This window comes from Rubrivirga marina (assembly GCF_002283365.1).
Classification (GTDB): Bacteria; Bacteroidota; Rhodothermia; order Rhodothermales; family Rubricoccaceae; genus Rubrivirga; species Rubrivirga marina.
Genome location: NZ_MQWD01000001.1, coordinates 2979074 through 3004215, shown reverse-complemented (window position 1 = coordinate 3004215; position 25142 = coordinate 2979074). Strand labels below are relative to the sequence as shown.

19 protein-coding genes are annotated in these 25142 nt (G+C 71.8%); 4 read left to right on the top strand and 15 right to left on the bottom strand.

Going from position 1 to position 25142, the window contains the following annotated elements; translation table 11 throughout:
- Positions 1-39: 39 nt before the first annotated feature.
- The 3 genes from BSZ37_RS12510 (at position 40) to BSZ37_RS12500 (ending at position 1352) form a co-directional block, all read left to right on the top strand.
- Entirely contained in the window at positions 40-276 is a 237-nt protein-coding gene (locus tag BSZ37_RS12510) for a ribbon-helix-helix domain-containing protein (protein ID WP_095510868.1), read from the top strand.
- On the top strand, positions 276-539 hold the full coding sequence (locus BSZ37_RS12505; RefSeq protein ID WP_095510867.1) for a type II toxin-antitoxin system RelE family toxin: 264 nt from the start codon (positions 276-278) through the stop codon (positions 537-539). Before BSZ37_RS12510 ends, BSZ37_RS12505 begins: the two co-directional genes overlap by 1 nt.
- Before the next feature lie 588 nt (positions 540-1127).
- Positions 1128-1352 carry a hypothetical protein gene (locus BSZ37_RS12500; protein ID WP_143537650.1) on the top strand — a complete coding sequence of 75 codons (225 nt, stop codon included), beginning with the start codon at positions 1128-1130 and terminating at the stop codon, positions 1350-1352.
- A gap of 1121 nt (positions 1353-2473) precedes the next feature.
- Here the strand turns inward: BSZ37_RS12500 and BSZ37_RS12490 are convergent.
- The 13 genes from BSZ37_RS12490 to BSZ37_RS12430 all read right to left on the bottom strand — a co-directional run bounded on the left by BSZ37_RS12490 (position 2474) and on the right by BSZ37_RS12430 (position 21791).
- Positions 2474-3769, bottom strand: coding sequence for a sensor histidine kinase (locus tag BSZ37_RS12490; RefSeq protein WP_095510864.1), 1296 nt, complete (start codon positions 3767-3769; stop codon positions 2474-2476).
- Positions 3770-3923: 154 nt separating this feature from the next.
- Positions 3924-5192, bottom strand: coding sequence for a hypothetical protein (locus BSZ37_RS12485; protein WP_095510863.1), 1269 nt, complete (start codon positions 5190-5192; stop codon positions 3924-3926).
- Positions 5189-6541, bottom strand: a complete 1353-nt coding sequence (locus tag BSZ37_RS12480; protein WP_095510862.1) for a hypothetical protein — start codon at positions 6539-6541, stop codon at positions 5189-5191. The genes BSZ37_RS12485 and BSZ37_RS12480 overlap by 4 nt, the downstream gene beginning before the upstream one ends.
- Before the next feature lie 23 nt (positions 6542-6564).
- The gene (locus tag BSZ37_RS12475) at positions 6565-8097 is read right to left on the bottom strand and encodes a tetratricopeptide repeat protein (protein WP_095510861.1); all 1533 of its coding nucleotides are present in this window, start codon (positions 8095-8097) and stop codon (positions 6565-6567) included.
- Positions 8094-9422, bottom strand: coding sequence for a dicarboxylate/amino acid:cation symporter (locus tag BSZ37_RS12470; protein ID WP_095510860.1), 1329 nt, complete (start codon positions 9420-9422; stop codon positions 8094-8096). The genes BSZ37_RS12475 and BSZ37_RS12470 overlap by 4 nt, the downstream gene beginning before the upstream one ends.
- A gap of 103 nt (positions 9423-9525) precedes the next feature.
- A complete protein-coding gene (locus BSZ37_RS12465) occupies positions 9526-10995 on the bottom strand; it encodes a DUF92 domain-containing protein (protein ID WP_095510859.1) in 1470 nt (489 codons plus the stop codon).
- A gap of 66 nt (positions 10996-11061) precedes the next feature.
- The gene (gene porV, locus BSZ37_RS12460; RefSeq protein WP_095510858.1) at positions 11062-12255 is read right to left on the bottom strand and encodes a type IX secretion system outer membrane channel protein PorV; all 1194 of its coding nucleotides are present in this window, start codon (positions 12253-12255) and stop codon (positions 11062-11064) included.
- Positions 12256-12310: 55 nt separating this feature from the next.
- On the bottom strand, positions 12311-16327 hold the full coding sequence (porU, locus tag BSZ37_RS12455; RefSeq protein ID WP_095510857.1) for a type IX secretion system sortase PorU: 4017 nt from the start codon (positions 16325-16327) through the stop codon (positions 12311-12313).
- 446 nt (positions 16328-16773) lie between these two features.
- A complete protein-coding gene (locus BSZ37_RS12450) occupies positions 16774-17778 on the bottom strand; it encodes a hypothetical protein (protein WP_143537648.1) in 1005 nt (334 codons plus the stop codon).
- A gap of 168 nt (positions 17779-17946) precedes the next feature.
- Positions 17947-18477: a histidine kinase dimerization/phospho-acceptor domain-containing protein gene (locus BSZ37_RS12445; protein ID WP_095510855.1), complete on the bottom strand. Its 531-nt coding sequence runs from the start codon at positions 18475-18477 to the stop codon at positions 17947-17949.
- Between the two features lie 56 nt (positions 18478-18533).
- Positions 18534-20069 carry a PAS domain-containing protein gene (locus tag BSZ37_RS12440; RefSeq protein WP_095510854.1) on the bottom strand — a complete coding sequence of 512 codons (1536 nt, stop codon included), beginning with the start codon at positions 20067-20069 and terminating at the stop codon, positions 18534-18536.
- Positions 20070-20164: 95 nt separating this feature from the next.
- Positions 20165-21013: an MBL fold metallo-hydrolase gene (locus tag BSZ37_RS12435; RefSeq protein WP_095510853.1), complete on the bottom strand. Its 849-nt coding sequence runs from the start codon at positions 21011-21013 to the stop codon at positions 20165-20167.
- Positions 21014-21149: 136 nt separating this feature from the next.
- Positions 21150-21791 (bottom strand): LON peptidase substrate-binding domain-containing protein, encoded by a 642-nt coding sequence (locus BSZ37_RS12430; protein WP_095510852.1) that lies wholly within the window; start codon positions 21789-21791, stop codon positions 21150-21152.
- Positions 21792-21877: 86 nt separating this feature from the next.
- Here BSZ37_RS12430 and BSZ37_RS12425 point away from each other — a divergent pair, with 86 nt between their 5' ends.
- Positions 21878-23233 carry a hypothetical protein gene (locus BSZ37_RS12425; RefSeq protein ID WP_095510851.1) on the top strand — a complete coding sequence of 452 codons (1356 nt, stop codon included), beginning with the start codon at positions 21878-21880 and terminating at the stop codon, positions 23231-23233.
- A 31-nt stretch (positions 23234-23264) separates the two neighbouring features.
- On the opposite strand, the gene nadA is transcribed toward BSZ37_RS12425, so the two are convergent.
- Positions 23265-24275 (bottom strand): quinolinate synthase NadA, encoded by a 1011-nt coding sequence (gene nadA, locus BSZ37_RS12420; protein ID WP_095510850.1) that lies wholly within the window; start codon positions 24273-24275, stop codon positions 23265-23267.
- Between the two features lie 42 nt (positions 24276-24317).
- Entirely contained in the window at positions 24318-25133 is an 816-nt protein-coding gene (locus BSZ37_RS12415; RefSeq protein ID WP_095512389.1) for an ATP-binding cassette domain-containing protein, read from the bottom strand.
- Positions 25134-25142 lie beyond the last annotated feature (9 nt).

Sequence of the window (25142 nt, the reverse complement as noted above, 5' to 3'; positions counted from 1 at the left end):
GCTGGAACGTCTTGACGCTACAACGTCATAGTCACAACCATGCCTGCTGCCAGCCCGAAGCGCGCGACCGTCTACTTCGACTCCGCCCTCCATAAGGCGCTCCGCCTCAAGGCGGCCGAGACCGACCGGTCCGTTTCCGACGTGGTCAACGAGGCCGTCCGCGTGCTCCTGGCTGAGGACGCCGACGACCTCGCCGCGCTCCGCGACCGGGCCGACGAGCCGACCGTCTCGTTCGAGTCGTTCGTCCGAGACCTCAAGGCGGAGGGCGCCATCTGATGCCGGGGCGGTACCGGATCGAGGTGAAGCGGAGCGCGGCCAAGGAGATCCGAGCCATCGGTCGCATGAAGGACCGCCAGAGCGTGGTGGACCGGATCGGCGCGCTCGCCGACGACCCGCGTCCGCCCGGTTGCACCAAGCTCACGGGCCGGGGCGCGTACCGGGTCCGGCAGGGCGAATACCGGATCGTCTACACGGTCGCCGACGACGTGCTCGTCGTCGAGGTGGTCAAAGTGGGGAACCGGCGAGACGTGTACCGATAGGGCCGGCGCCACGAAGCGCCCGAACCCGGCGTTGCAAGCCGACAGCTGGAGCGAGCGCCCTCGGTCCCGGTGGCGCCGCGGCGTATCCTCGTGCTCGCCCACACCGCTCAGTGGCCAGCGGCGGTTGAACGCCCCTCGCTCGTTGGGGTGACGACTCGTTGAGACCGGCCCGCTGGAGGACGGCGCGGATGGAGAGGAGACCCTCGCGCCTGGCGCTGAGGTCGGCGGCGTTCCTCCAGGTATCGTTGGCCCCATCGCGTTCTATTCGCTCCCCCCACGCCCCTTGACCGCCGAGCCGCTCATTCGGCGACGTCTCCCCCCTGCCAGCCCACCGAGGCCGAGCGTGCGATCGAGGACCGACCTCGAGCTGGCTGCGACGTTCACGGCGCATCGGACGTGGCGCCTCCGGGCAAGCGGAACCCGCCTCGCCCGATCGTGGGCGGGGGATCCACGGGAGGGTCCACGACGAGATGGAGCACCCGTGCCCTAGCAAACCAGGAGCCTGAACCCATCCAGCACGGGGCCGCATCATTCTTTAACAAACACTGGATATAAGGGCTTCATAGGTGCTAACGTTCCCCCATGGCCATGTTCGACACCGACCCCTCCACACCTCTCTCCGTAAGAGCGCTCGCGTTCGCCGACACGCTCGAGTTGGAGGGTCGGAAAGGCGCAGCCGCGGCCGTCAGGCAGGCTGTCTACGAATACCGATCGCTCCTCGCGGCTGGCCGACCGCTCGACGCCCTGGTCTCGCTACACACCGCAGCCCATGGCGTGGAGCGTCGTCATTCACACGGGGAGATGGCCCGATGACCGGGGTCTCACTCGGCACGCGGCTGACCTCTTCGACGACCCCTCCGGCTCCGAGATCGCGCTAGAGACCGCGCCGATCCTTCTGCCAGGATATCCGGCGGCCGATGGACGCGCCGGTGCGATCCGGCGACGTGACTCGTGAGGGACGTTCCCCTTCGATCCGGCCTCAGCCGTACGATGCTCCGCGGTAGAGCCGGATGACCGGCTCAAGAAGCCGCGGCAAGTGGACCGGCCCGACGCGAGCGATGTAGACGGTCAGCACGTCCCCCACGGGAGGCAGGACGTGCCGGACGGCCGACCACCGTACGAGCCGGAACGCGTCGGGACCGAGGCCGACTCGGAACGCCAAGCCGTCGGGCGTGACTCCCACCATGCCCTCTGGGGACAGGAGCGGGACTGGCGCAGGGGGGCGGCCGGAGGCCGGGTACACGTCGGTAATCGCGGCGGCAGCCGAGGCGGCAGTCGAAGCGGTCGGGGGCCAGGGGACGTCTGCGTGCATCAGTCGGGGGGGAGATCGAGACCGGTCGGCCAAGCCAGGTGCCCAACTGTCCGCAACGGCCGACCGGCCGCGAAGTCGTCACACACCCGACCCGCTCGTGAGGGCTGAACGCAAGCCGAGACGGCGTAGAGCCCAGTTCGAGGATGGGCGACCCGTCTGGATCGCCGCGCTCTAGAGGTGATGGTCTGACAAGTGGGGAACCCTCTAGCTCCCCAGAGGGGGCTGGGCTGGCCGACACGGACGAAGCCCATGTGGTGGTCTACAGGTCGTCCCCGCGGCAAGTCGATACAGGTCCCGCTACCTGGCACAGGGGTCACACATGGAGCGCATGGCACGGAAGTAGGTTTGGACACGCCGCCTGGTCTGCCCAGCCGCCCTTTTCACTCCTGGCTCCCTACTCGTGTCCACCACCACGACGCGGGAATTCGCGTACGTCGTCCGCGCTCCTGAACGGCCCGACGACCCGCCCGCCCCCGACCTCCGCTCGAGGCGGACTGCGGATCGGGACTTTGTCCGAGCTCACGCCTCCGCGCGACGTGCCGCCGCTGTCGCCGGCCGGCGGAGCGCACTCGTCCAACCGGTTTCATGCGGGGACCGGCGTGGGGCCGCGCCATTCCCTCATTCAGCCGGGGAGCGAGACGATGACGGAGGTACCCCACCCCCTCTCGCTCTCCAGGTGAATCGTACCCCCGTGGCCCTTGACCACGATGTCGTGCGCGAGCGACAGCCCAAGCCCCGTCCCTTCCCCCGGCGGCTTCGTCGTGTAGAAGGGCTGAAAGGCACGGGCACGGACGGTGGGCTCCATCCCGCTCCCACGGTCGACGACTTCGATCTCGACGCCGAGATCCGTCCGCCGAGTCGAGACCGTCACTCCAGGGGCGTCCGCCTCGGTGGGTGCGCGCGCCGTCTCGCGTAGGGCGTCTAGCGCGTTCCTCACGAGCCCCACGACGACTCGCCCGATGTCGGACGCGACCACCTCGACCTCTCCCACCGCCGGGTCGAGGCGGACCGTGACGGGAAAGGCCAGCCCCGACCGCTGTCGGCCTTCCTGATCCGCGAGCCGGGCGTACTCGGAAACGATCGCGTTGAGGTCGGCCCGCGCGCGATCGCCGGATCCCCCACGCCCGTGGTCCATCATCGCTCGGACGATGGCGTCGGCGCGGGCGCCGTGCCCCTCGATCTTCTCCGCGTTCGCCGCGAGGTCCCCGAGGAGCGCGTCCACCTCGGCCACGTCCCCGTCGGCCAGCGCCCGACGGAGGTCGCCCGCGAGCTCACGCGAGAGGGCCGCGAAGTTGTTGATGAAGTTGAGGGGGTTCTTGATCTCGTGGGCGATCCCGGCGGTGAGCGCGCCGAGACTGGCCATCGTCTGTTGGTGCACCAGACGGGCCTGCGCGGAGTGGAGGTCGGCGAGCGCCTGTCCGAGCTGGACCGTCCGCCGAGCGACCTCCACCTCGAGCTCGCGATTCCGCTTCCCAAGAGCGTCCAGGAGGGTCTCGTCGTCGTCCTGCGCCCCGTTCGCTAGGGAAAAGTGGAAGTGCGTGACGAGCCACCGCTCCCCCCTCCGCTCGACCACCGCCGTACATCGCGGCTCGATCACGTGAGTCGCGCCACGGACGTCGATCGAGAACCCCACCACCCCCTCGAGCAGCACCGCTCCGGCGTGGAAGGCGCGGCCTCGCAGCCAGGTGATGTCGGCGGTGCCTGTGGAGGGGTTCCGCTCTCGCTCGCGACGGAGCGCGTCGGACAGTGCCGAGCGGCCGTCGTAGCGGTCCCCCGTCCCCGTCCCGACACCCGAGAAGTCGTCGGCGACGTAGTCCAGGGCCGCCTCCAACGCGGTGGGATCGGGCTCCGCCCCGGCGCGGAGGAAGGCCTCGACGACCGCACAGGCCTGAGCCACCGGGTCCCCCGTCGTCTGCATGGCGTGTCCTCGGCGGTGTGAAGGGGCGGCCGAGCGACCGCAACGTAGCACCCGATCAGGCGTCTTCCGTCCAGCACCCTGAGCGGAATCGGCGCTCTTGAGTCCGCCTTCCGACGGCTCCCCCGAGGCCGACGGAGCCCCCGCCAGCGTCTGCTCAGCGCACGACCGTCAACGGGAGGAGGGCCGGCTCGGGCCCCCCTCGGACCGAAAGGAAATACACCCCGCCCCCCATCCGCGCCCCATCAACCACGACATCGCGTGCGGTGCCGCCGACCAGCACGAACGTCCCGTATTCGGCTACACGCCGGCCGAGCACGTCGAGGAGCCGGACCTCGATCGATACCGCCTCCTCGCTCGAGATGCGGATCGTCGTCCGGCCCGGCGTCGGGTTCGGCCCGAGCCGTTCGAGCGTGAGGGTGGGGTCGAACGCCGGAAGGGACCCGACGCGCGCGGCGCAATCGCCCGCGAGCGACCAGCCGACGTCCGCGATCACCGCGCACACGACGTCGCCCGGTTCCGCGATCGTCTCGCCCCGAGCGATGAACGGCGTCATCAGTCCGTCCGCGGTGTTGACGCGGTAGACGTCCTCAGAGAGGTGCGAGTACGATCCGCCCTGGACCCACTGGGGCGGGCTGTAGAGCGGGACCGAAGTTCCGGCCACCTGGTCCGTGGCGCGGCCGACGAATCGCACCTCCCCCTGCAGCGCGGCCCCAAGGCGGACGGAGCCGTCGGGGAACCGGTCCGAGTCGAGGAGCGGCGCGCCCGTCGCGGTCTGCGTGTGGAGGTCGTAGCTGAACGGGCCGCTCGGGTCGTCCCCGATCCGGCCGACGCTCCCTTCGACCGTCATCGCCCCGATGAAGCCGAGGCCGTGGGCGAGTTCGTGGAGCACGACCGTGTAGAGGTCGTAGTCGCCGGGCGGCGGCGGCCCCGGCCCGAAGTGCCAGTCGTCGAAGTCGCTGTTGAAGAAGGCTTCGATGTCGGGCCGGTCCGCGCCGAGGTCCCGGCCGGTGAGCGCGTCGGCGAGGGCCGAGGCGTACCAGACGTCCCGCGTCGGCGCGCCGTCGAAGTTGCGGTAGAGGAAGGGGCCGGCGGAGCCGAGCGTCGACGGCGCCAGTTGGTCCCACGTGGCGAGGACGCGGATGGGCTGGTCGGACCGGACGCGGCACGACCACGTGTCGACGGCGGCCTGGAACGCGGCCTCGGCGCCGGGTGGGAAGCCGTCGTAGGTCACGTCGAACACGGCGCCTTCCGTCGCCGGGACGCAGTCGGGCGCCGACGGGAACGCGGTCCGCGCGGCGCTCGCGGGGGCCTCGAACGCCGTGACCGGCAGCACGCAGTGGTCCGTGGCCCGGAGCACCTCCACCTGCGCCGACGCCGACGCGACGAACAGGCCCGCGGCGAGGACCGCAACGAACCGCCTCATCGGACGACCGTCACGCTCTGGCTGGCCCGCTGGCCCTCCGACTCGGCGACGACCCGATAGACGCCCGAGGCGAGCCCGGCCGGGACGAACGGGACCGTGACCTCGCCCGCCTCGGCGCCGTCGGCGAGGCGGGCGACCTCGCGGCCGAGAGCGTCCAGCACGACGACGCGCAACGGCCCCGCCGAGGGGCGAATGACGCGAACGGCGGTCGACTGGCGGAACGGGTTGGGACCGGCCAACTCGATGCGGAACGACGCCGTCTCTGGGGCAGCCTCGTCCGCGACGGTCAGGAACTGGCAGCCCGAGCCGAGCGGCCAGCCAATGTCGCTCATGAACGCGCAGGTGATGTCGCCGGGGTCCTGGTACGCCTCGCCTCGGGCGACCTGCGGGGTCATCAGCGCGGCCGACGTGCCCGTTACGACGACCTCGTCCCAGTGCGAGAACGACGAGCCCTCGTTGAACGGGGTCGGCGCCCAGACGGGGGCGGGCTCGCCGTACAGGCGGACCACTTCCGGCGAGTCCATGAACAGCTCCCGGCTCTGAAGCAGGTTGCCGAGCGCGTTGGAGGGGTTCCCGTACGTCGCCTGGTTCAGCATCGAGACGCCGTTCGTGTCGTCGAGGAACCGGTCGAAGATGAACGGGAACTGGAAGAACTCGCCGTCGAAGAAGCCCCAGCATCCCTGGCCGGCAGACCCCGTGCACTCGTCCGCACCCGCCCCGTTGTCCACCTTGCCGGAGCCGACGAAACCGAGGCCGTGGCCGAGCTCGTGGAGGACGATCGTCACGAAGTCAAACTGATTGGACGGCGGGTTGCCGTCGAGCCCGAAGTAGAAGCTGTTGTTCGTGCTGCTGAACTGGGCGACGATGTCGTAATAGAAATCGTTGCCGGGGTCGGGGCTGAGGTCCCGCCCCGCCAGGGCGTCGGCGAGCGCGAACGGGTACCACGTGTTGGCCCGCGGCCGATTCAGGAAGTTGGCCGTCACGTTCGGCCCGGCGCTCCCGAGCGTGTTCGTCCCGAGCGGCGCGAAGTCGGCCTTGACGCGGATCGGGACGGACGACGTGAGGTGGTCGGCCCAGATGTCGACGGCGCGCTGGAAGGCCGCCCGCGCCTGCGCCGTAAAGCTCGACGAGTAGTCGACGACGAACGTCGCCGTCGCGCTCTCGGTCACGACCCGCGTCGCCTCCCCCTCGAGCGCGGCCTCGGACAACTGGATCTCCTGAAGCGGGCCGCTGACGGCCTCGCCGTCATGATCGTACAGCGTGCAGACCGTCTGGAAGTGGGCCTCCTGCCCCACCGAGGCGGGCACGGCCAGGACGGCGGCGAGGACGGCGACGAAGAGTCGGGGCATGGTGGGATGGGAGGGTCGCCGGGCTAGCGCCCGATCCGCTCCAGGGCGGCGCGCGTCCGCTGCTCGAGCGACTTGTTGTAGTCGAACTCCGTCTCGTTCTCGAGCACGCGCTCGTAGTGGCGCTCGGCCTCGTCGAGGTCGCCCGTGGCCTCGAAGACCTCGCCCATGTGGTAAACCGACCACGGGCCCCACCGGGCGAGCGGGTCGCCGGGGCTGTCGGCCGCGAGGCGGAAGTGGCGGAGCGCCTCGTCCCAGTCCTCCTGGGCCTGGCGGGCGCGGCCCGTACGGTAGGCGGCCTCGGCCCGGTCCGCCTCGGGCAGGCTGCTGTCGGTGACGATGGGCTGGAGGACGCGGACGGCCTCCTCGTAGTCGCCCGCGTCGAACGCCGCGCCGCCGACCACGAGCGCACGCTGGGCGTCCGTCATCGGCGCGTCCAGCCGGCTCTCGGCGTCGCGCTCGGCCCAGAGGTCCACGTCGTAGTCGCGCCCGGCGCGGACGCGGCGGTACAGCGCCTCGGCCCGGCGTCGGTCGCCGGTCATCTCGTACGCGATCCCGGCATAGAGCGTCGACTGCGCCACGAGGGCGCGGCCCCGGAACGTCCGCGCGTAGCGCTCGAGGATGGGCGCGGCGGCCTCGAACTCGCGCTGACGGAACAGCGCCGTCCCGAGGTGGGCGTCGAGGAACGGGACGGGCGTCACGCCCTCGCCCTGGAGCGACGACTCGGCCCGGCGGAGGACCGCCTCGGCCTCGTCGGCGCGGCGGTCGAGGAGGAGGTGATACCCCGCGAGGTAGGCGAGGACCGGCGACTCGGGCCAGGCGTCGGCCAGGGCGACGAGGCGGTCGACGGAGCCGGCGCGGCGCTCGTTGAGCGTGGCGTCGGAGATGGCCAGGGCGACCGTCGCGTCGACGGCGAGCATCGCGTCGGCGCGGGCGGCGCGATCGAGCTTGTCGAGCCCGCCCGACACGCTCCCCGTGAACCCGAAGAGGCGGGCCAACCAGCGATACGTCCGCGGGACGGACCCGGCCGCGACCTCGCAGACGCCCTGCCCGTAGAGCGCGTCGGCCTCGGTGAGGTCGCGGAACTGGCCGCAGGCCTCGCGAAAGGAGTTGCCGGCGCGCGTGTACCGCTCCTGGCGGCCGAACGCGAGCGCGCGGTGGAGCTTGGCCGCGGCGACCGCGAGGCGAGCGCCGGGCGCGTCGCCGAGCGCCTCGGCCCGGGCCGTCAGCGAGTCGTTGAGCGCGTAGAACCGGTCGAACACCGCGTCCTCCTCGGTCACGAGCGCCTCCCAGAGCGCGACGCTCTCCAGCCCGTAGGCGGCGGCGGCGGACTCGGGCTCGGACGCGCCGAGGCGGCGGAAGCCGGCGCGGGCGTCGTCGAGCCGGAACGCGAGGGCGTCGGCGTAGGCGCGGGCGTAGAGCGCGGCGCCCGCGTCCGACAGGCCGAGCGCCTGCTGGGCGGCCGGGCTGAGGGCGGGGGCGTCGGCGCCGCCGCCGGGCGTGGGCTGGGCCGACACCGAGGCGGCGGCGAACGCGAGGACGAGGAGGGGACGGATCATGCGGCGACCACGACGCGGTCGGAGTCTTCGGAGAGGTTGACGGGCCCGAGTTGGCCCTCGCTGGCGGCGACGACCGTCGCGACCGTCGCGTCGCCCGTCACGTTCGTCACCGTCCGGCACATGTCGAGGATCCGGTCGACGCCGAGGATCAGGGCGATGCCGGCAGCCGGCACGCCGACGGCCTCGAGGATGATGACGAGCATGATGATGCCGGCGCCCGGCACCGCCGCCGTCCCGATCGAGGCGAGCACGGCCGTGAGCACGATCGTGAGCTGCGCGCCGAGCCCGAGGTCGAGCCCGAACGCCTGCGCGATGAACAACGTGGCGACGGCCTGGTACAGCGCCGTCCCGTCCATGTTGATCGTCGCGCCCAGCGGGAGCACGAACGACGAGACCTCCTCGCTCACGCCGAGCTTCTCCTCGCACCGCTCCATCGTGACGGGCAGCGTGGCGCCCGACGACGACGTCGAAAACGCGACGAGCTGCGCCGGCCCGATCCCCTGGAAAAAGTCCTTCAGACCCATCGGGGTGAACAGCTTCAGGAGCGTCGGGTAGACCACGACGGTGTGGATCGCGAGACCGGCCAGGACGACGGCCATGTACCGGCTGAGCCCGTCGAGCAGGCCGAGGATCCGCGTCGGGTCGTCGCCGGCCGTCGCGACGATCGTGTCGGCCAGGAGCGCGAACACGCCGATCGGCGCGAGCAGCATCACGATGTCGACGAGCCGGATCACGACGTCGTTGAGGCCCTCGAAAAAGGCCAGGACCGGCTCGGCCTTTTCCTTCGGCACCTGCACGAGCCCGATCCCGAACAGGATGGCGATCACGACGACCTGGAGCATGCTCCCGTTGTCGGAAAACGACTGGAAGGCGTTCTCGCTGACGGCGTCGACGAGGAACTGGAGCGGGCCCCGGTTCGCGATCGCCTCGGCGTCGACGGTCCGGGCCCCGGCGTCCTCGCCGAACGCTTCCACGAGGCCGTCGCGGAGCTCCGGCGAGAACGCGTCCCCGGGCCGGACGAGGTCGGCCAGGAGCACCCCGACCGTCACGGCGATGGCCGTCGTCATGACGTAGATCCCGATCGTCTTGCCGCCGATCCGCGACAGCTTGCGGAGGTCGGCGAGGCTGGCGACGCCGGTGATCAGGCTGGCGAGGACGAGCGGGACGGCGATCAGCTTGAGCGCCGTGATAAAGATGGTCCCGAACGGCGCGATCCAGTTCGACACGAAGGGGCCCCACCCACCGATGGCCGCCAGCACGCCGAAGGCGAGGCCCAGCAAGAGGCCGAGAATGATCTGCCAGTGGAGCTTCCGGTACCAGGCCATGCGCGTGTGTAGAGTGGAGCGGCCAAGCTACGGCCGGCGCCCGACGCCTCCCCAACGGCCGCGGGCCGGCATCCGTGCGTCACATGTGTCAGGGCACACGGCTCTACCCGAGGCCGAGGCCCACGAGCGCCCCGCTCAGCGCCCCCGACGCCGTGCACGCCCAGTTGACGGCGTCGTTGCCGACCCCACGCACGCCGGCCGCCCGCGGGAGCGCGCGCCCGTCCGCCTCGGTGCGCTCCGTGAGCGTCCCGTCCGGGAGCCGGTAGCGCGCCTGGACGGTCGCCCCGAGGAGCGTGTCGAGGACGGAACCGGCGACGCCCACTCCGATCAGCGCGCCTCCCGCGGCCACGCCGAGCGACGGCGACAGCCAGACCGCCGGGACGACCACCGAGGCGGCCCCGGCGACCGCACCGAGCGTGCCCGCCACCGACATCCCTCCGGAGGTCCCGGGCGGCACCGGGTGGCCCACCCCGAGCCGCCGCGTCGGCCCGCCGACGAGCGTGCCCACTTCCGTCCCCCATGTGTCGGCCGCCGCCGCCGCGAAGGCCGCGACGAACGCCGGATGCAACACGTCGGAGGCCGAGAACACGCTCGCCGCCAACAGGCCGAGGGCGACGCCTCCGTTCGCCATCACCTGCCCCGCGTCCCGCCGGCTCCCCTTCTCCGCCAGCGCCTCGGCCGGCGCCTTCCGCCGCCGCCCCACCGCCGACCATCCGCTCGACAGCACGAAGAAGGCGAGCGCCGGGACGGCCCAGGCCACGCCGCCCAGCACGACGAGGCCCCACGCGAACAGCGACGCGGCCAGCCCGCCCGAGACGCCGAGCGCGCCCGCCCGGACCGCCCCGCCCGCGAACGCCGCCGCGCCCACCACCGCGAGGAGCCCGAGGCGGACGGAGTCAGGCGACTCCACCCACCACGTCCCTCCGACGACGACGGCCAGCACGATCCACAGGTTGTCCCACCCCCGCGTGCCGAGAGCCTCGGCGACCGTCGCCAGCCCAGCGACCACGGCCGCTCCGCCGATCAGGGTCCGGTCGAGTGGCCGACCTCCTTCCCACGCGAGTGCCCCGACGAGTGTGACGAATGCAATAACGGCAAACGCGAGCGAGCCCACCACCGACTTCTCTCCGCCGCCCACCCGGTACCGCCCGCCTCGGCGCGACCGCGAGCCGATCAGGGCCGCGGCCGGATCGGCGAGCGCGAGGACGAGGAACGCGGCCTGGAGCACGACGACGCGCTCGCCACCCGGCGTCCAGCACAACGCGAGCGCCACGAGGAGCGCGAGCGGGAAAGTGACGGTCCCCCACGACCTCCGCGACACCGAGTGCACGCCCGGGAGCCACCCCCGCCCCAAGGCGACCCCGTTCGCCACGACGAACACCACGGCCAAGAGCGCGATGCCACGCGGCCGGTCGAACCACACCGGCGCCGCCGCCGTCGCGAGGCCGACGAGGACGTGGACCACCCGGCGCGTCGCCTCGCCGCCCCAGCCGATCACGCGGAGCCCCTCCCCCACCGCGACCGCCCCCAGCAGCAGCCCCGCGAACGTCCCGACGGCCTGGATCTCGGTCATGGGCACAAACGACGAGTGCCCCCACCTCGGCGTCGAGGCGGGGGCACCCGGGCGGATCGGCGACGGCTAGCGCGGGATGTTGAGCAGGAGCGAGAACCGGAGCTGGTCGGCCAGCGGCGAGTTCTCCTGGAGCGCGTAGATGTACGAGATGTCGACGCCGACGAGGCTGTACCGGAGGCCCGTGCCGAACGTCAGGAACTGGCGGTTGCCGTTGGCCGGGTCCTCGTAGAAGTAGCCGGCGCGCATCGCGAACAGGTCGTTGTACCAGTACTCGAGGCCGGTCCCGAGCGTGAGCGAGCGGAGCCCGCTGACCTCGCGGCAGTCGTTGTCCGGGTCGTCGTCCTCACCCAGCGTCGTGCACGTCTCGCCGGCGATCGTGCTCGTCTTGACGAGCCGCGACTCCCACGACGTGAAAAGCGCCTCGTAGAACGGGTCGTACTCGCCCGTCGCCGCGTCGCGGTTGACGATGATCTTGTTGAGGTCGAGGGCGACCGTGATCCGGTTGAAGTCGTCGAGCTGGGTGTTGAGCGCCGCGCCGAACCGGAGCGTCGTCGGGATCGCGTCGGGCTGCCCCGTGAGGACCGTGTCGCCGGGGGTCGACTCGACGTAGGAGATGCCCGGGCCCATGTTGGCGAGGTTGAACGCGACCGTCGGCCGCGACGACTTGCCCAGCCCGAGCTCCGGCCCGGTGTACTTGACGCCGAGGTCGACGCCGAACGACGTCCCGGCCGAGGTCGGCGTCGTGTTGTTGATCCGCGTGCCGCCCGTCAGGTTCGAGTAGATGAACCGCGCGCCGGTGCCGACGGACAGGTTCTCGGTGATCGGGTAGCCGTAGCTCAGGCCGAGCGCGAACTCGTACGACGAGAACGTGCCGAGTTCGAAGCCGGTCTCGTCGGTCGCCGTCTGCGTACCGAGGTCGAAGTAGGTGAGGTGGCCGCCGACGGTCCCGAGGCTCCCGAGGCCGTGCTTGGCCGAGAGGTGCTCGTAGCTGAGGTTCGCGCCGAGGGCCGGGAGCCACGGGGCGTGCGTAAACGAGACCTCCGTGCCCTGCTGGCCGGCGAGGCCCGCCGGGTTCCAGAACGGCGCGTAGGCGTTGTCGGCGACGGCGACGCCGGCCATGCCCATGCCGGAGGCCCGGCTGTCGGGCTCGATCTGGAGGAACGGGACGGCCGTCGTGAGGACGATCTCCTCGGGCGCTTGCTGGGCCGCGGCCGGCCACGCGACGAGCGCGAGGGCGGCGAGAAGGAGGGTGCGAGTCATGGTCGGGGGGAAGGGAAGTCTGTGGGAGGGGCCCAGCGCGGCGCGCCGAGCGAAGCTAGCGGATGACGGCCAGTCGTTCGACGCGCTCGGCGACGCGGGTCCCGCCAGCGGGGTCGTCGGTCTCGACGCGGAGGCGGACGAGGTAGACGCCGGAGCCGAGCCGGTCGGCGTCGTCGTCGAGGCCGTCCCAGGGGATCTGGACGGTCCGGTCGGAGAGGAACCCCCCAGGCAACGCCTCGGTGCCGTCGATGGTGCGGACGGGCCGCCCGGCGAGCGTGTAGATCCGGAGCTGGAGCCGGGCGGGCGTCCCGACGGGCTGGTTGTGCTCGACGAAGAACCGCGACGGCCCGGCCGTCGGGTTGGGGTACGGGAGGACGCTCCGCACGATCAGCCCCTCGTCCACCACCACGAAGCGGACCGTCGCGGTCGACGCGTTGTTGAGGGCGTCGAACGCCGTGAGGGTCGCAGTGTGTTCGCCGGGCGCCAGCGCCTCGCCCCCGTTCAGCGACGCGAGCGGGACGCGGACGGTGCCCGAGCGGTACGTGTCGAGGTCGCCCTGGTAAAAGCGCCCGACGTCGACCGCGCGCTGGGCGTCTCCGTCGAGCGTCACCAAGAGCTCGTGCCCGACGCCCGCGCCGACGGTGTTGATGCCGCTCGCGTCCTGGAGTCGCGCCACGAGCACGCCCTGCGGCCCCGTCGGGCCGCCGTCGACGAACGTTGAGTCGTTGAGGAAGAGCGAGATCTGGGGGCCGGCGCCGTCGTCGGGCCGAGCGGAGGCCGTCGTGGCCACGATCGCCTCGGTGGACTGGCCGTCCCCGTCGGAGCCGTCCTCGCCGAGGGCGTAGACGACGACGCGGGCAGGGAGGCCGGAATAAGAGACGTCCTGCGGCACGAGGAACGTCGTCGAGAACGTCCCGCCGGTCACCGAGGCGCGCCCGGAGTAGATCTGGTCGACGCGCGACGTGTAGTCGCCGAGGCCGTCGCCGTCGTCGTCGGTGTTGCAGCACGCGTCGGGCGGGAGCTCCACCATCCGCTCGGCGTCGTAGACCGAGACCGAGACCTCGCCACGGTACGCCGGGTCGGGCTGGCCGTCGAGGCCGAGGACCTGGCCGGTGATCGTCGCCTCGGAGAACGCCTCGAACCGGTCGGGCACCGACACCGTGATCGGACGCTCCGGCAGCCCGAGCCGCATGGCCGGGTCGCCGAGGAGGTTGAACTTCCGGTTGTTGTTGCTCGCCCCAATGACCGTGTTCTTCGTCCGGTAGAGCGCGTCGCCGAGCCGCGACGGCCGGCCCTCCGCGTCGCGCCGGAGCATCTCCTCGGTCAGCACGAGGTTGAGGCCGAAGTTGAGCGCCGCGTCGGGGTTGCTCGAGGTGTAGACGAGGCGGACCGTCGTGAGCATCGCCACGCCCCCGCCGCCGGACCGGAGCAGGATCTGCTCGGCGAGGCTCTGCTCGTGCGCGATGTCGAACTTGCCGAACGAGCACGTCGCGGTGACGAAGACGGGCAACCGGTCCGCGTTGTCGAGCGAGGCCACGATCTCCGGCGTCATGTAGTCCTCGTCGCCGAGGCCGCTCGGGCCGCCGTGGCCGCTGTAGTTCCACACGAGCGTGCCCTCTTCGATCGACTCGCGGACGTCGGCCGTGAGCTGCGGGCGGACGCGCCCGCGCGCCGTGATCACGCTCGGGTACGCCGGCCCGTAGATCTTGCGGAGCGTCACGCTCGAATCGACGGCCTCGGCCAACTTCGCCGTCTCGTCGGCGTTGAGCACGTGGAGGTCGTCGTCCCAGGAGTTCGGGTACTGGTCGTCGGCGACGAACGTGAACCGCGTCCGCCACTCGCCGCGCGTCGCCGGGCTCTCGTAGCGCATGATCTTGTCGACGACCGTCCCCGCCTCGGCGGCCGTCCGGACCGGGAGGCGCCCGACGCCCAGGTCGACGCGCTGGGTCGTCGAGTCGAAGTACTCGAACTCGCCCTCGTTGTCGCCGAGGAGGCCGAAGTAGTCGTCAGTGGTGTACGAGGCCGTCCGGCTCACCATGTTGTCGGTCTCGAACGGCGGGACGTAGCTCAGCCCCGGTGGCTCGTCGTTGCTCGCGGCCTGGTTCCCGATCCGACGGTAGTTGAAGTGGCCGTCGCCGAACAGGAGCAGGTACCGCGGCATCTGGTCCGACGGCGCGCGGTCGTAGAGGAACTTCATGAAGTCGCGGACCGCGCGCATGTCGCCGGTCCCGCCCGCGAACTCGTTGAACACCTGGTCCGTCGTCACCACGAGCGGCGTCAGCCCGTCGGCCTGGCGGTGCGCCGCGAGCCGGTCGGCGGCGGCCCGGAAGTTGGGGTGGACCACGACGACGTAGTTGGGGAAGCCGGCCACGCCGTGGAGGTTCTGGTTCGGGACGAACTGCGCGGCCGGCATCAGCCGGTCCCGGCCCGCCTCGGCCACGCCGAGCGGGGTCTTGATCGACGGGCCCGACGGGTCGAACGCCACGATCTCGCGCGGCCGGAGGGAGTCGGACACCTCGACCTGGACGCGGTACTGGTTCCCGGAGGCCTGGACGCCAAGCCGGCGGATCGCACCGGGCTCCGTCACGTCCCACACCTGGGGCTCCGACGAGAAGCCGGTGATCGCGAACTCGAAGCGGCCCGTCTGCCCGCCCGGCGTCGGGAACGCGAGGTACCGGTCGGAGCCGGCGACGGCCGGACGGAGCGTCACGGCCTCGACCCAGTCCAGCCACGCCTCGGCACCCGAGCGCCCGCCGGAGACGCGGAACGACACGGCGAGTCCGCCCCCAAGTGTCGTCTCGGCCGTCAGCGTCGCGTCGTTGGCGAGGTTGCCGTTCGACGACGGCGAGACGAGGGCCGGGCGGGCCGAGTCGAGCACCTGCCCGTTCTTGAGCATCTGGAGCGTGATCGACGGGCTCGCGCGGGCCGCGACGCGGGCGCGGTACGAGACCGGAGAGTTCGCGTCGGCCCCGGCCGGCGTGACGTCGAGGCGGGTCAGGCTGCTCCCGCCCTGGTCGAGGAGCGGGCCGAACCAGTCGAGGCCGGAGCCGCTGTCGTCGCGCTCGATGTTGGCGAGGTCGACCTCATCGAACCGCCGGTCTTCGATGCGGCCCACGGGGCTCGCGTCGGCCCAGCCGGGGAACCCGCCGCCGCTGACGCGGGCGGGCGACGAGGCGTCGAGGCGGAGGAAGTAGTAGCTGGCCCGCGAGAACGGGCTGATGTCGTGGGCCCAGGTCCCGCCGCCGAACGCGCTCGGGTCCCAGTCCCACCACTGCGGCCCCTCGGCGTAGAACAGGAGCACGTCGCCCGACACGAACGACGGGACCGGGACGAGGTCCGCCGGACGCGGCGTCGAGTTGACCGCCGGCAGGATCCGCCCGCCCGTCCCGTAGACGGCGATGGACGAGAGCGGGATGGTTTCCTCGACGCCCAGCGAGTCGCGGAGGAACGCCTGATCGATCCGGTAAACGCCGCTCTCGGGGATCGGCACCTTCACCCAACGCCCGTCGGCGAGCGCGCTCCGGTCGACGGCGAGGTGCGGGTTGTCGTCGCCGGCCGCCGCGAGCCGGGCGGCCACCGGCGGGCGGGCCACGCTGACCACGACACGGCGGGCCCGGATCAGCCGGTCGCCCTCGACGCGAAGAAGCCGGAACGTCAGGCTCCCGACCAGTTCCCGCCGCCGCTCGCCCACCGACAGCACCTCCGCCGCTCGGCCCTCGAAGCCTTCGAGGTCGAGGCCGCCGGGGAGCACCACCTCGTCGCCCTCGAACGACACGATCGACACCGCCGGCGGGACGGCCGCCCCGAGCACCACCTCGTGCGACACGAGCGGTTGGCCGCCGACGGCCATCGCCACGAGCTTCTGGACCTCTCCCCCGCTCCGCTCCACCGCGTCCGTCAGCGACGTTCGCCAGTCGACGGACACCTCGATCGTCGTGGCGCTCGGCGTCGTCTCGACCACGCGGACGACCGGTTGCTGCGGGTCCGTCTGACCGTAGCGGACGGGCTGCTGGGCCGAGGCCGTCCCGACGAGGGCGGCGAGAACGAGAACGACGAGTGCAAGACGCGACATAGGGTGCGTGCGTACGGCCGGAGGCGGGGGGAGCCGGAGGACGCGCAGGCAATGCCTGCGCGGGCGTAGCACGAACTCTAAATAGGCGTCGGTGGCGTCTGAGGGGCGAAGATACCGGCGGCCCGATCACGGGAGCAAGGCGCGCCGCTGTACCCCAGCTCCGGCCTACGGCCCGATCCGGCGCCGTCCCACATCTGGACGACGGAACATGTGCGTCCCATGGCACCGATTCACCTTGAAACCCGCCAACCGAGCCCTAGAGGCGGGCGCCCCCAGCTTCCGGAGCTTGCGCCAACGTCGCGTGAAAACAGAGCGCCCGCCTCGGTGGACCGACCGAGGCGGGCGCAGGCGGGGTCAACCGCCGGAAACCGGGGGGGGCGGCGACGGGAACGGAGTCCCGGCACCGCTGGGGGTGGGTCTCCACGCTCACCGCCCCGCGTCGCGACTTACGAGTTGATGTTGCGGTGGATGGCCTGACGCGTGAGCCCGATCCGCTCGCCGAGCTGGCTCCGGTTGTCGATGCCCGGGATCCCGACGAACCCGTTGACGAGGCTCGTGAGGTACTCCTGGCGGAGCTTGTTGATCGGGATGGGACCGAGGATCTTGGCGATGTCGAGTTCCTGGAGCTCGGCCTGCGCCTTGGCCGTGTCCTCGTCGACGCGCTCGAGGAGCGACGGCCAGACGGGGACCTGGTTGAGTGTGGCGCGGGCCTGCTGGTAGTACTCGAGCGCGAGCCCGTAGAACTTGAAGTCGTAGTGGTAGATCTGGGCGAGCTGGTGGAGCGCGAGGCCCTGCTCAGCGACGAGCTCGTTCCGCGTCGCCAACTCGTGGGCCTTCATCAGCGCCTCTTCCCCAGCATGGTGCTTGCCCAGCTTGACGAGCGCGAAGCCTTTGTACGTGAGGGCCTTCGGGATGTACTCGACGAGGCCGTTCCGGCGGCTCAGGTTGTAGACCCGCATGCACACCTCGATGCCCTGCTCGTACGAGCCCTGGGCCATGAGGGCCGTCGCCTTCTCGAGGAGCGCGGCGATCTCCCACGCGCGGCTGCCGAGGCGGCGGGCCTCCTCGCGAACGCGGTCGAAGTACTGGAGCGCGGCGGCCACGCTCATGAGCCGGTGGCGCATGAGCCAGCCGAGCCGGTAGTCGAGGACGACCGTCTGGTACGCGTCCTGGGGGTCGATGAGGGCCAACTCGGTCTTCGACCGCTCGACGGGCGCGTCGCGGAGGCAGCGGACGGCCTGGAGCTGGACGTGGGTCTGCGCGACCGGGCCGAGCGGGGCCTTCAGGAGCTCGTTGAACTCGAGGTAGGCGTCGTACACCCTGGCGTTCTCGAGGTGATCCAGGGCGCGCGCCCACCGCTCGCGGACGGCGTCGGGCTGGCTCTCAAGGGCGTCGGCGACGCGCTCGGCGTGCTCGCGCTCGTGGGCCGGGATCATCGGGGCTGACGGCATGGTGGGAGGGCTTGGGGGAGGCGCGGACGCCGTGACGCCACCGGTATCGGCCCGCCCTCGACAGCCTTAAGCCCCAGATCCGGTACCTCGGCGTTCCGTCTCAGCGGTCCGTTGGACGCCGAGGCGCCGCTCGCGGGGACCATCCGTCCGGCCCTCCCGGACGTGGCCCTAGCCCCTCAACGCCCGGTCGACGCGCGCCCGGAGCCCGCTGATCTCGGAGAACAGCCGCTCCAGCTCCCCCGCGGCGGTCCCGATCGTCTCGAGCGCCTCCGTCACCGACTCGTCGGCTCCCGTCGCTCGGGCCATCTCCAGTCCGAGCTGCGCGTTGCCAGCGATGACGGCGAGCGGGTTGTTGAGCGCGTGGGCGACGCGTCCCAGCTCCCCGCGCAGGGCGTTCAGCGTCGCGACGAGGTCCTCCCCCCCACGGGCGACCTCGCCTTCCTCGGCCAACCAGTGGGCCACCTCGTCCGGGCCTCCAACCGACCGGATCTGGGTCGAGAGGCCCAGCACGTCGCGGAGCGCGCCGATGGCCTCGGCCCCCTCCACACCCGGCCCCACGAAGATGATGTCGAACGCGGTTCCGGCGAGGTAGGCCCGGGCCTCCTTGGCCGTCGCGGCCGTCGTCACGTCGGTGTCGAGACCCGAAAATTGGCCGAGCCACTGGTCGGCGTCGGGATGGACGAGGAGAGCGGACGGCACAGCGCGCAGGAGGCGGGGAGCCGGCCCTACGCGCCTCGATCCCTGGGGGGTCCCGCCTAGACGCCGAGGCGGAGCGACCGGGCGTCCCCGTCGCCACCGTACGCCGGCATCTCGACATAGGCCGGCACCTCGACCCCGATCAGCGTCCGGAGATCCGACCGGCCGGCCATGTCGGCATCGACGCGCTGCCAGATGATCTGCCGGGTCCGCGTCGCCCCGTCCCGCCCGATGACGCCGTGGCGGCCGACGAACGGCTCCTGCGACAGGCTCCAGAACCACTGCGTGAACGCCGTCCGCTCGGTCGGGCTGAGGCCGAGAACCTGCGTCGCGGCGGCGAAATGGGGGACGGCGCTGAGGGGCTGGCCCGTGAGCGCGACGGCGCCGCCGCTCCACCGGCTCGTGGCCCCGCCCGCGTCGAACGAGGCGACGATCACGCCGGCCGCGTCGAGGACCCGCTTGAGCGTCTGCTGCCCGGCCGTGAGCTGGTGCACGCGCTGGTCCACCATCAGGTCGAGGGTGTCGCTGAAGGCGTTCACGCGGCGCTCGAGCGTCTTCTGGCGCGACTGGTCGGTGGCCTGGAAGAGCACCATCGGCCGGCCGTCCAGGGTGAACCCGCGGAGCGAGACCTCGACGGGCCGCGTCTCGTCGTCGCGGTCGATGATGGCATACTCGATCCCGGTGATCGCGCTGGCCTCCTTCAGGGAGCGCTTGCCCAGCTCCATGAGGGGCCCGATGGGGAACGTCTCCTGGAGCGCCTCGATCCTCCCGCCACGGACGGCGGCGATGGGCAGCCCGGTCACGGCGTAGAACGCCGGGTTGGCCTCGACGATCTCGCCGTCCTGGGTGCACAGGACCACGTAGTGCGGGTTGATCTGGTAGAGCGCCGCCACGTGCTGGTCGACGTCGCGGGCGTGGAGCCGGAGCTGCCGGAATCGGTCGGCGACAGGCTGGAAGGCCTCGGCGAGCGCGCCGAGCCAGACGGCCGAGTGACGGATGAGCGCGTCACCGTCGGCGTCGCCCTGCGCCATCCGCTCGCCGAGGAGCGCGAGTTGGTTCGCCGTCCGTGGGCCGGTGTACCACGTCATCACGATGAACACGCCGACGAGCAGGCCCCACAGGGCCACCGCCGCGACGACGGTCCGCAGGAGCTCGCCATCGGGGAGATGGTCCGGCGTCGGGGCGACGGCGACGAGCCTTCCCCCGCCGGGGAGGGACGACGCGGCGAGCGCGTAGGCCCCGGCCTCCGTGTCGACGACGGCCACCGTGCCGGGCAGCGCGTCGACCGTCCGGAACCAGTCCGCCAGGGCGCCGACTTCGGCGTCGGTGGCCTCGACGACGCGGCCGGCCCGGTCGTACATGACGAGCGCTCCGGGCTGCTCGGGGGTAGCGAAGGTGGCGAGGCCGACGCGAGGGCCCGACGTCTGGAGCGCGGTGGCGACCGTCCCAGCCTTGGTCCCGAGTGAGGCCGCGAGCGCGTCGGCCGCCTGCGACTGGATCCCCTGGAGGTGCAGCGCGGCGCCGACGACGGCGATCACCGTCACGACGACGAGGCCTGAGATGGCGGCGCGGACGGCCGGCGTCGGGGAGAGCATGGGGCGGGGCGCGCCCCGCTGTTTCGCAGGGCGTCGCGCGGGGCGACAGGATTCGCCCCCGGTATCGTCCCCCACCCGCGCGACTAAACCCCGCCTTAGTGGAGGCCCTCGCTCTCGTCTGTCGTCCGAAACCCCTTCTCGGTCTCGACCACCCGCGCGGTAGCGATCACCGGATCGTGTTCGAACACGAGGGTCCACCCCTCGCGTGCTGCGGATGCCAAGAGCCGCCGTTTCTCCTCGATCGTCTCGAGCGGCTCCACGTCGTACGCCATCACCCAGAGGAGCGGCACGTGCGCGGCCGTCGGGACGAGGTCACCGGCAAAGAGGAGCGTCCGTTCCCCGTCACTGACCTGAGCGAGTTGCTGGCCCCGCGTATGGCCGTTCACGACAGGAAGGGTGACGTTCTCGAACGGCGAGTCGGTCGGTTCCAAGAGGTGGAGCCGCCCCGAGGCCTCCAGCGGGTCGAGGTTATCCGAGAGGAACGACGCCGACTCGCGTGGGCTGGCGTGCGCCCAGCGCCAATGGTCGGCCTGGACGTGGTGGGCCGCCTCGGGGAACGTGAGCACGAGGTCGCCCGCCTCGGTGCGCCGCGTGGCCCCCCCGGCGTGGTCGAAGTGGAGGTGGGTGAGGAGCACGTCCGTCACGTCCTCGGGCGCAACGCCGAGCGCCTCAAGCGAGCCGAGGAGCGTCGAGTGCTCGTGGTCGACGCCGTAGATGTCCTCGAACTTCGCGTCGCCCTTGTCGCCCACTCCGGTGTCGACGAGGATCGTCCGGTCGTGGCCCCGGAGGAGGAGGCAGCGCATGGCGAGCGGGATCCGGTTCCGGTCGTCCGGCGGGATTCGGCGTTCCCAGAGCGGCTTCGGCACGATCCCGAACATGGCGCCGCCGTCGAGGCGGACGCGCCCCGCCTCCACGAGGTCGATCTGGTAGCCGGCGAGGTCCATCGGGGAAGGGGTCGGTTGCGGGGCGGGCGCTTTCAGATCGGGAGAGGGGGTCCGGCGTCGGCGAGGGCGTCGAGAACGCTCGGGTCGGTGGGCGCGAGCGTCCCGACCTCCCATCCCCCGATCGCACCTCGCCTGATCACTCCATGTCTCCGAGGTCGGGCATCCCGTCGGCGTGGCCGTCGCCGCGGGCGAGGTCGCGGAACTCGCGGGCCTTCTCGAGGCGGACGAGCAGCGCGCCGAGGTGGTCGGAGAGGTACCGGATCCGATCGGCCTCGGAGTCCATCTCGAGGAGCCGCTGCTTGTCGGCGAGGTCGAGCCCGGCGTTCCGGCCGATGACGAACGAGACCGGCAGCGACTGGTCGTAGCGGTGGGGCTTGGGCTCCTCGCCTGCCATCTCGAGCAGCTTCATGTGGCGGGCGATCGCCGCCTGCCGCGCGCCGACGTCATCGTCTGGGGCGTCGTCCTCGACGGCCTCGACTTCGGCCGAGAGGTACGCGAGGTCCCGGTGGATCTCGTCGACCCGGAACCGCTGCTCGCCGACGGCGACGATGTCGAGCCGCCCGTCGTCGTAGCGCGCGGCGACGCGTTCGATCCGCGCCGTGCACCCGACCTGCGCCAGGCTCTGCTCCGAGGCGTAGACGATCCCGAAGGGCCGGTCGTCGTCGATGCAGACGCGGACCATCTCCTTGTAGCGGGGCTCGAAGATGTGGAGCGGGACCGGCTCCCCGGGGAGGAGCACGATGCCGAGCGGGAACAGGGGCAGACGGTCGTCGGACATGGGGTGGCGGGTCCTCTCCCTACCCGGTCGGGTGCGGGAGGTTCTGCCGTCGGGCAGGGCTAGCTTGGCAGGCCCGATCCGTTGCCGTGCGCCTCGCCCTCCTCCCCGCTCTCGTCCTCGTCGTAGCCGGCGGCGCCCTCGCGCAGCCGCTCGCGTTCGGCTCGGCCGACGACCCGCTCGAGCTCGGCACCGCGCTCCGCCCCGACGATCGCATCCTCGTCGGCGCCCTCTTCGGGCCGGCCTACCTCCCCGACGACTGGCGGGCCGCCGCGCGCCTGGACCTAGAGGCCAACCTCGGCAGGCTCAGCGTCGGGGTCGGGCAGACGATCCACTCGGGCGACGGAGGGCTCTACGGGCCGGAGGACGACGAGCTCTACGACCTCGCCCGTGCGATCCGCTACGTCCGCTGGAACGCGACCACGGGGGACCGGACCTACGCCCGCCTGGGGCCCACGAACCGCGTCTCGCTCGGCGTCGGCGCGCTCGTCAGCCGGTACCGGACGACGACGGCGTGGGACGAGCGGGCGATCGGCGCCGAGGCGGCCATCGAGCGCGGCGGCCTCCGCGTGGCCGGCTTCGCCGACGACGTCCTCCGCCTCGACGGCGTCGTCGGCGGGGAGGTCGGCGTGCGGACGGGCGCCCGTCTCGGCCCCGTCCGGGACCTCTCGCTCACGGTCGGCGGCGTCCACGACCTCGGTCGGTCGGGGCTGAGCGGCGACTCGTCGCTCACCGGCGTCGAGGTGACGCTGAAGGGCGCCTACGGCGGCCTCGGCCCGATCCTCGTCCGGCCGTTCCTGACCCACGCGCAGTACCTCGGGCGGGGCGGGACGGTCGGCGCGGGCGCCGAGGTCGGCGCCTCCAACATCGGCGACGCGGCGCGGGCGCGGCTCCGGGCCGGCGTGTTCGTGTCGTCGGCGGGGTTCGTCCCGGGCCACGTCGGCCCGTTCTACGCGGTCTCGAACGGCGACGAGCGGATCGTCGACGACCGGACCTTCTTCAGTGCGACCACCCCCGACGCGCTGGCGGGGACGCCGCTCGACAGCCTCTCGGCGGGCGTCGACGTCGTGCTCGACGGCCGGGTCGTGGCGTTCGGGCGGGCCGAGATCCTCGGCCACTTCCGTCGCCACATCGGCGACGAGCGGGCGAGCGGGTTCGGGGTTCGGGTCGCCGGCCGGCTCCCGAACGACGGCCGCGTCGAGTTCGGACTGGAGCGGCAGGACTTCCGCGGCGTCTTCGACCTCATCCAGGACCTCGGCGCCGTCAACGCGCTCGTCCTCGACATCCGCGTTCCGGTGGGCAACCGCGGCCTCGTGTTCGTCCGCTCGCGCTACGGCTACCGCCTCCTGACCGCCGATGACGGCGGCGCCTACGCCGATGGGCCCCGCCGCTTCCTCGTCGAGCGCCGCTTCGAGCCGCTCGTCGGCCTCCGCTTCGGCGGCTGACCCGGCCCGCCTCGGTGCCGGGCCGGAGGAGCTACTTGACGCCCCGGCTCATCTCGAGCATCCGCTCGATGGGCTTGAGCGCGGCGACGCGGACCGCCTCGTCCATCTCGAGGACCGGCGCCTCATGCTTGAGGCAGAGGTACAGCTTCTCGATCGTGTTCAGCTTCATGTGCGGGCAGTCGTTGCAGGCGCACCCGTTGTCCGGCGGCGCGGCGATGAACGTCTTGCCCGGATTGTCCTTCTGCATCTGGTGCAGGATGCCTGACTCCGTCGCCACGATGAACGTGTCGGCGTCGCTCTCGGCGGCGAACCGGCGGATCGACGACGTGCTCCCGACGTGGTCGGCCAGCCGGAGGACGGGCTCCTCGCACTCGGGATGGGCGAGGACCGGCGCGCCGGGGTAGCGGCCCTTCAGGCGCGCCAGCTTCTGCTCCGAAAAAATCTCGTGGACGATGCAGGCGCCCTCCCACAGCACCATGTCCCGGCCCGTCTCCTTGATGAGCCACCGACCCAGGTTCCGGTCCGGCGCGAAGATGATCGGCTGGTCCTCGGGGATCTGGCGGACGATGTGCTCGGCGTTCGACGACGTGCAGATGATGTCCGTCTGCGCCTTGATCGCCGCCGAGCAGTTGATGTAGGAAATGACGATGTGGTCCGGGTGCTCCGCTCGGAAGGCCGCGAACTCGTCCGGCGGGCACGAGTCGGCGAGCGAGCAGCCGGCGTGGAGGTCCGGCAGGAGGACTGTCTTCTCGGGGTTCAGGATCTTGGCCGTCTCCGCCATGAAGTGGACGCCCGCGAACACGATCACGTCGGCGTCGGTCTCGGCCGCCTCGCGGGCCAGCCCGAGCGAGTCGCCGATGTAGTCGGCGATGTCCTGGATGTCGCCCTCCTGGTAGTAGTGAGCGAGGAGGACGGCGTTCTTCTCCTCCTTCAACCGCTCGATCTCGTCGAACAGGTCGAGCGTCGGGTCGATGTCCTCACGCACGAAGCCGACGCGTTCGATCTCGGAGGGCAGGGTCGGGAGGGCGAGCGTCTCGGTCATGGCGAGGGCGGGTGCGGGAGTCGATCTACGAACGCCGCGGGGTCAGGGATTCCGCCCGTCCGACGCCGATTCGACGCCCTCCTCGTGCGCCTCGGGCCGTTCGTGGGGGGACTCGCGGTCGTCGACGAGCCGGCCGCCTTCGAGGCGGAGGACCCGGTCGGCGAGGGCCGCCAGCGCCGGGTTGTGGGTGACGACGACGAACGCCTGGTCGGCGTCGCGCGTCAGGCGGAGCAGTTCGTCGTGCAGCTTCTCGGCCGTCTTCGTGTCGAGGTTGCCCGAGGGCTCGTCCATGAGCACGAGGCCAGGCTCGTTCATGAGCGCTCGGGCGACGGCCACGCGTTGCTGCTCGCCGCCGGAGAGCTGGCTTGGCCGGTGGTCCAGCCGGTCGCCGAGGCCGAGCATCTGGAGGAGCTGGCGAGCGCGGCCGTCGGCCGTCTGGAACGTCCCGCCTGCGATGAGGGCCGGCATCGACACGTTCTCCAGCGCGTTGAACTCGGGAAGCAGGTGGTGGAACTGGAAGACGAACCCGATGGCCCGGTTCCGGAACGCCGCGAGCGCCTCGTCGCCCTTGGCGAAGACGTCCTCGCCACGGTACGTCACGGTCCCCTCCGTCGGCCGGTCGAGCGCGCCGAGGAGGTGGAGCAGCGTGCTCTTCCCCGTCCCGCTCTCCCCCACGACGGCCACCAGCTCGCCGGGGTAGACGTCGACGTCGAGCCCGTCGAGGACCCGGAGCGCGCCGGTCGCCGTCGGGTACGCCTTGCCGAGGCCGCGGGCGCTGAGGATGGGAGAGAGGGACAGGGGACGGGCCACGCGGGATGCGGGGACTCCGTCCGTCGCGCTGGCGCCCCCCTCCTCCATCCCTCCATC

Excerpts from the sequence above, each read along its gene's own strand:
- BSZ37_RS12470 (WP_095510860.1), bottom strand. The coding sequence starts at position 9,422 with ATGGCCTGGTACCGGAAGCTCCACTGGCAGATCATTCTCGGCCTCTTG.
- BSZ37_RS12415 (WP_095512389.1), bottom strand. The coding sequence starts at position 25,133 with ATGGAGGAGGGGGGCGCCAGCGCGACGGACGGAGTCCCCGCATCCCGC.
- BSZ37_RS12490 (WP_095510864.1), bottom strand. The coding sequence starts at position 3,769 with ATGCAGACGACGGGGGACCCGGTGGCTCAGGCCTGTGCGGTCGTCGAG.
- porU (WP_095510857.1), bottom strand. The coding sequence starts at position 16,327 with ATGTCGCGTCTTGCACTCGTCGTTCTCGTTCTCGCCGCCCTCGTCGGG.
- BSZ37_RS12465 (WP_095510859.1), bottom strand. The coding sequence starts at position 10,995 with ATGACCGAGATCCAGGCCGTCGGGACGTTCGCGGGGCTGCTGCTGGGG.
- BSZ37_RS12475 (WP_095510861.1), bottom strand. The coding sequence starts at position 8,097 with ATGATCCGTCCCCTCCTCGTCCTCGCGTTCGCCGCCGCCTCGGTGTCG.
- BSZ37_RS12450 (WP_143537648.1), bottom strand. The coding sequence starts at position 17,778 with ATGCCGTCAGCCCCGATGATCCCGGCCCACGAGCGCGAGCACGCCGAG.
- BSZ37_RS12435 (WP_095510853.1), bottom strand. The coding sequence starts at position 21,013 with ATGGACCTCGCCGGCTACCAGATCGACCTCGTGGAGGCGGGGCGCGTC.
- BSZ37_RS12505 (WP_095510867.1), top strand. The coding sequence starts at position 276 with ATGCCGGGGCGGTACCGGATCGAGGTGAAGCGGAGCGCGGCCAAGGAG.
- BSZ37_RS12440 (WP_095510854.1), bottom strand. The coding sequence starts at position 20,069 with ATGCTCTCCCCGACGCCGGCCGTCCGCGCCGCCATCTCAGGCCTCGTC.
- BSZ37_RS12485 (WP_095510863.1), bottom strand. The coding sequence starts at position 5,192 with ATGAGGCGGTTCGTTGCGGTCCTCGCCGCGGGCCTGTTCGTCGCGTCG.
- BSZ37_RS12430 (WP_095510852.1), bottom strand. The coding sequence starts at position 21,791 with ATGTCCGACGACCGTCTGCCCCTGTTCCCGCTCGGCATCGTGCTCCTC.
- BSZ37_RS12500 (WP_143537650.1), top strand. The coding sequence starts at position 1,128 with ATGTTCGACACCGACCCCTCCACACCTCTCTCCGTAAGAGCGCTCGCG.
- BSZ37_RS12510 (WP_095510868.1), top strand. The coding sequence starts at position 40 with ATGCCTGCTGCCAGCCCGAAGCGCGCGACCGTCTACTTCGACTCCGCC.
- porV (WP_095510858.1), bottom strand. The coding sequence starts at position 12,255 with ATGACTCGCACCCTCCTTCTCGCCGCCCTCGCGCTCGTCGCGTGGCCG.
- BSZ37_RS12480 (WP_095510862.1), bottom strand. The coding sequence starts at position 6,541 with ATGCCCCGACTCTTCGTCGCCGTCCTCGCCGCCGTCCTGGCCGTGCCC.
- nadA (WP_095510850.1), bottom strand. The coding sequence starts at position 24,275 with ATGACCGAGACGCTCGCCCTCCCGACCCTGCCCTCCGAGATCGAACGC.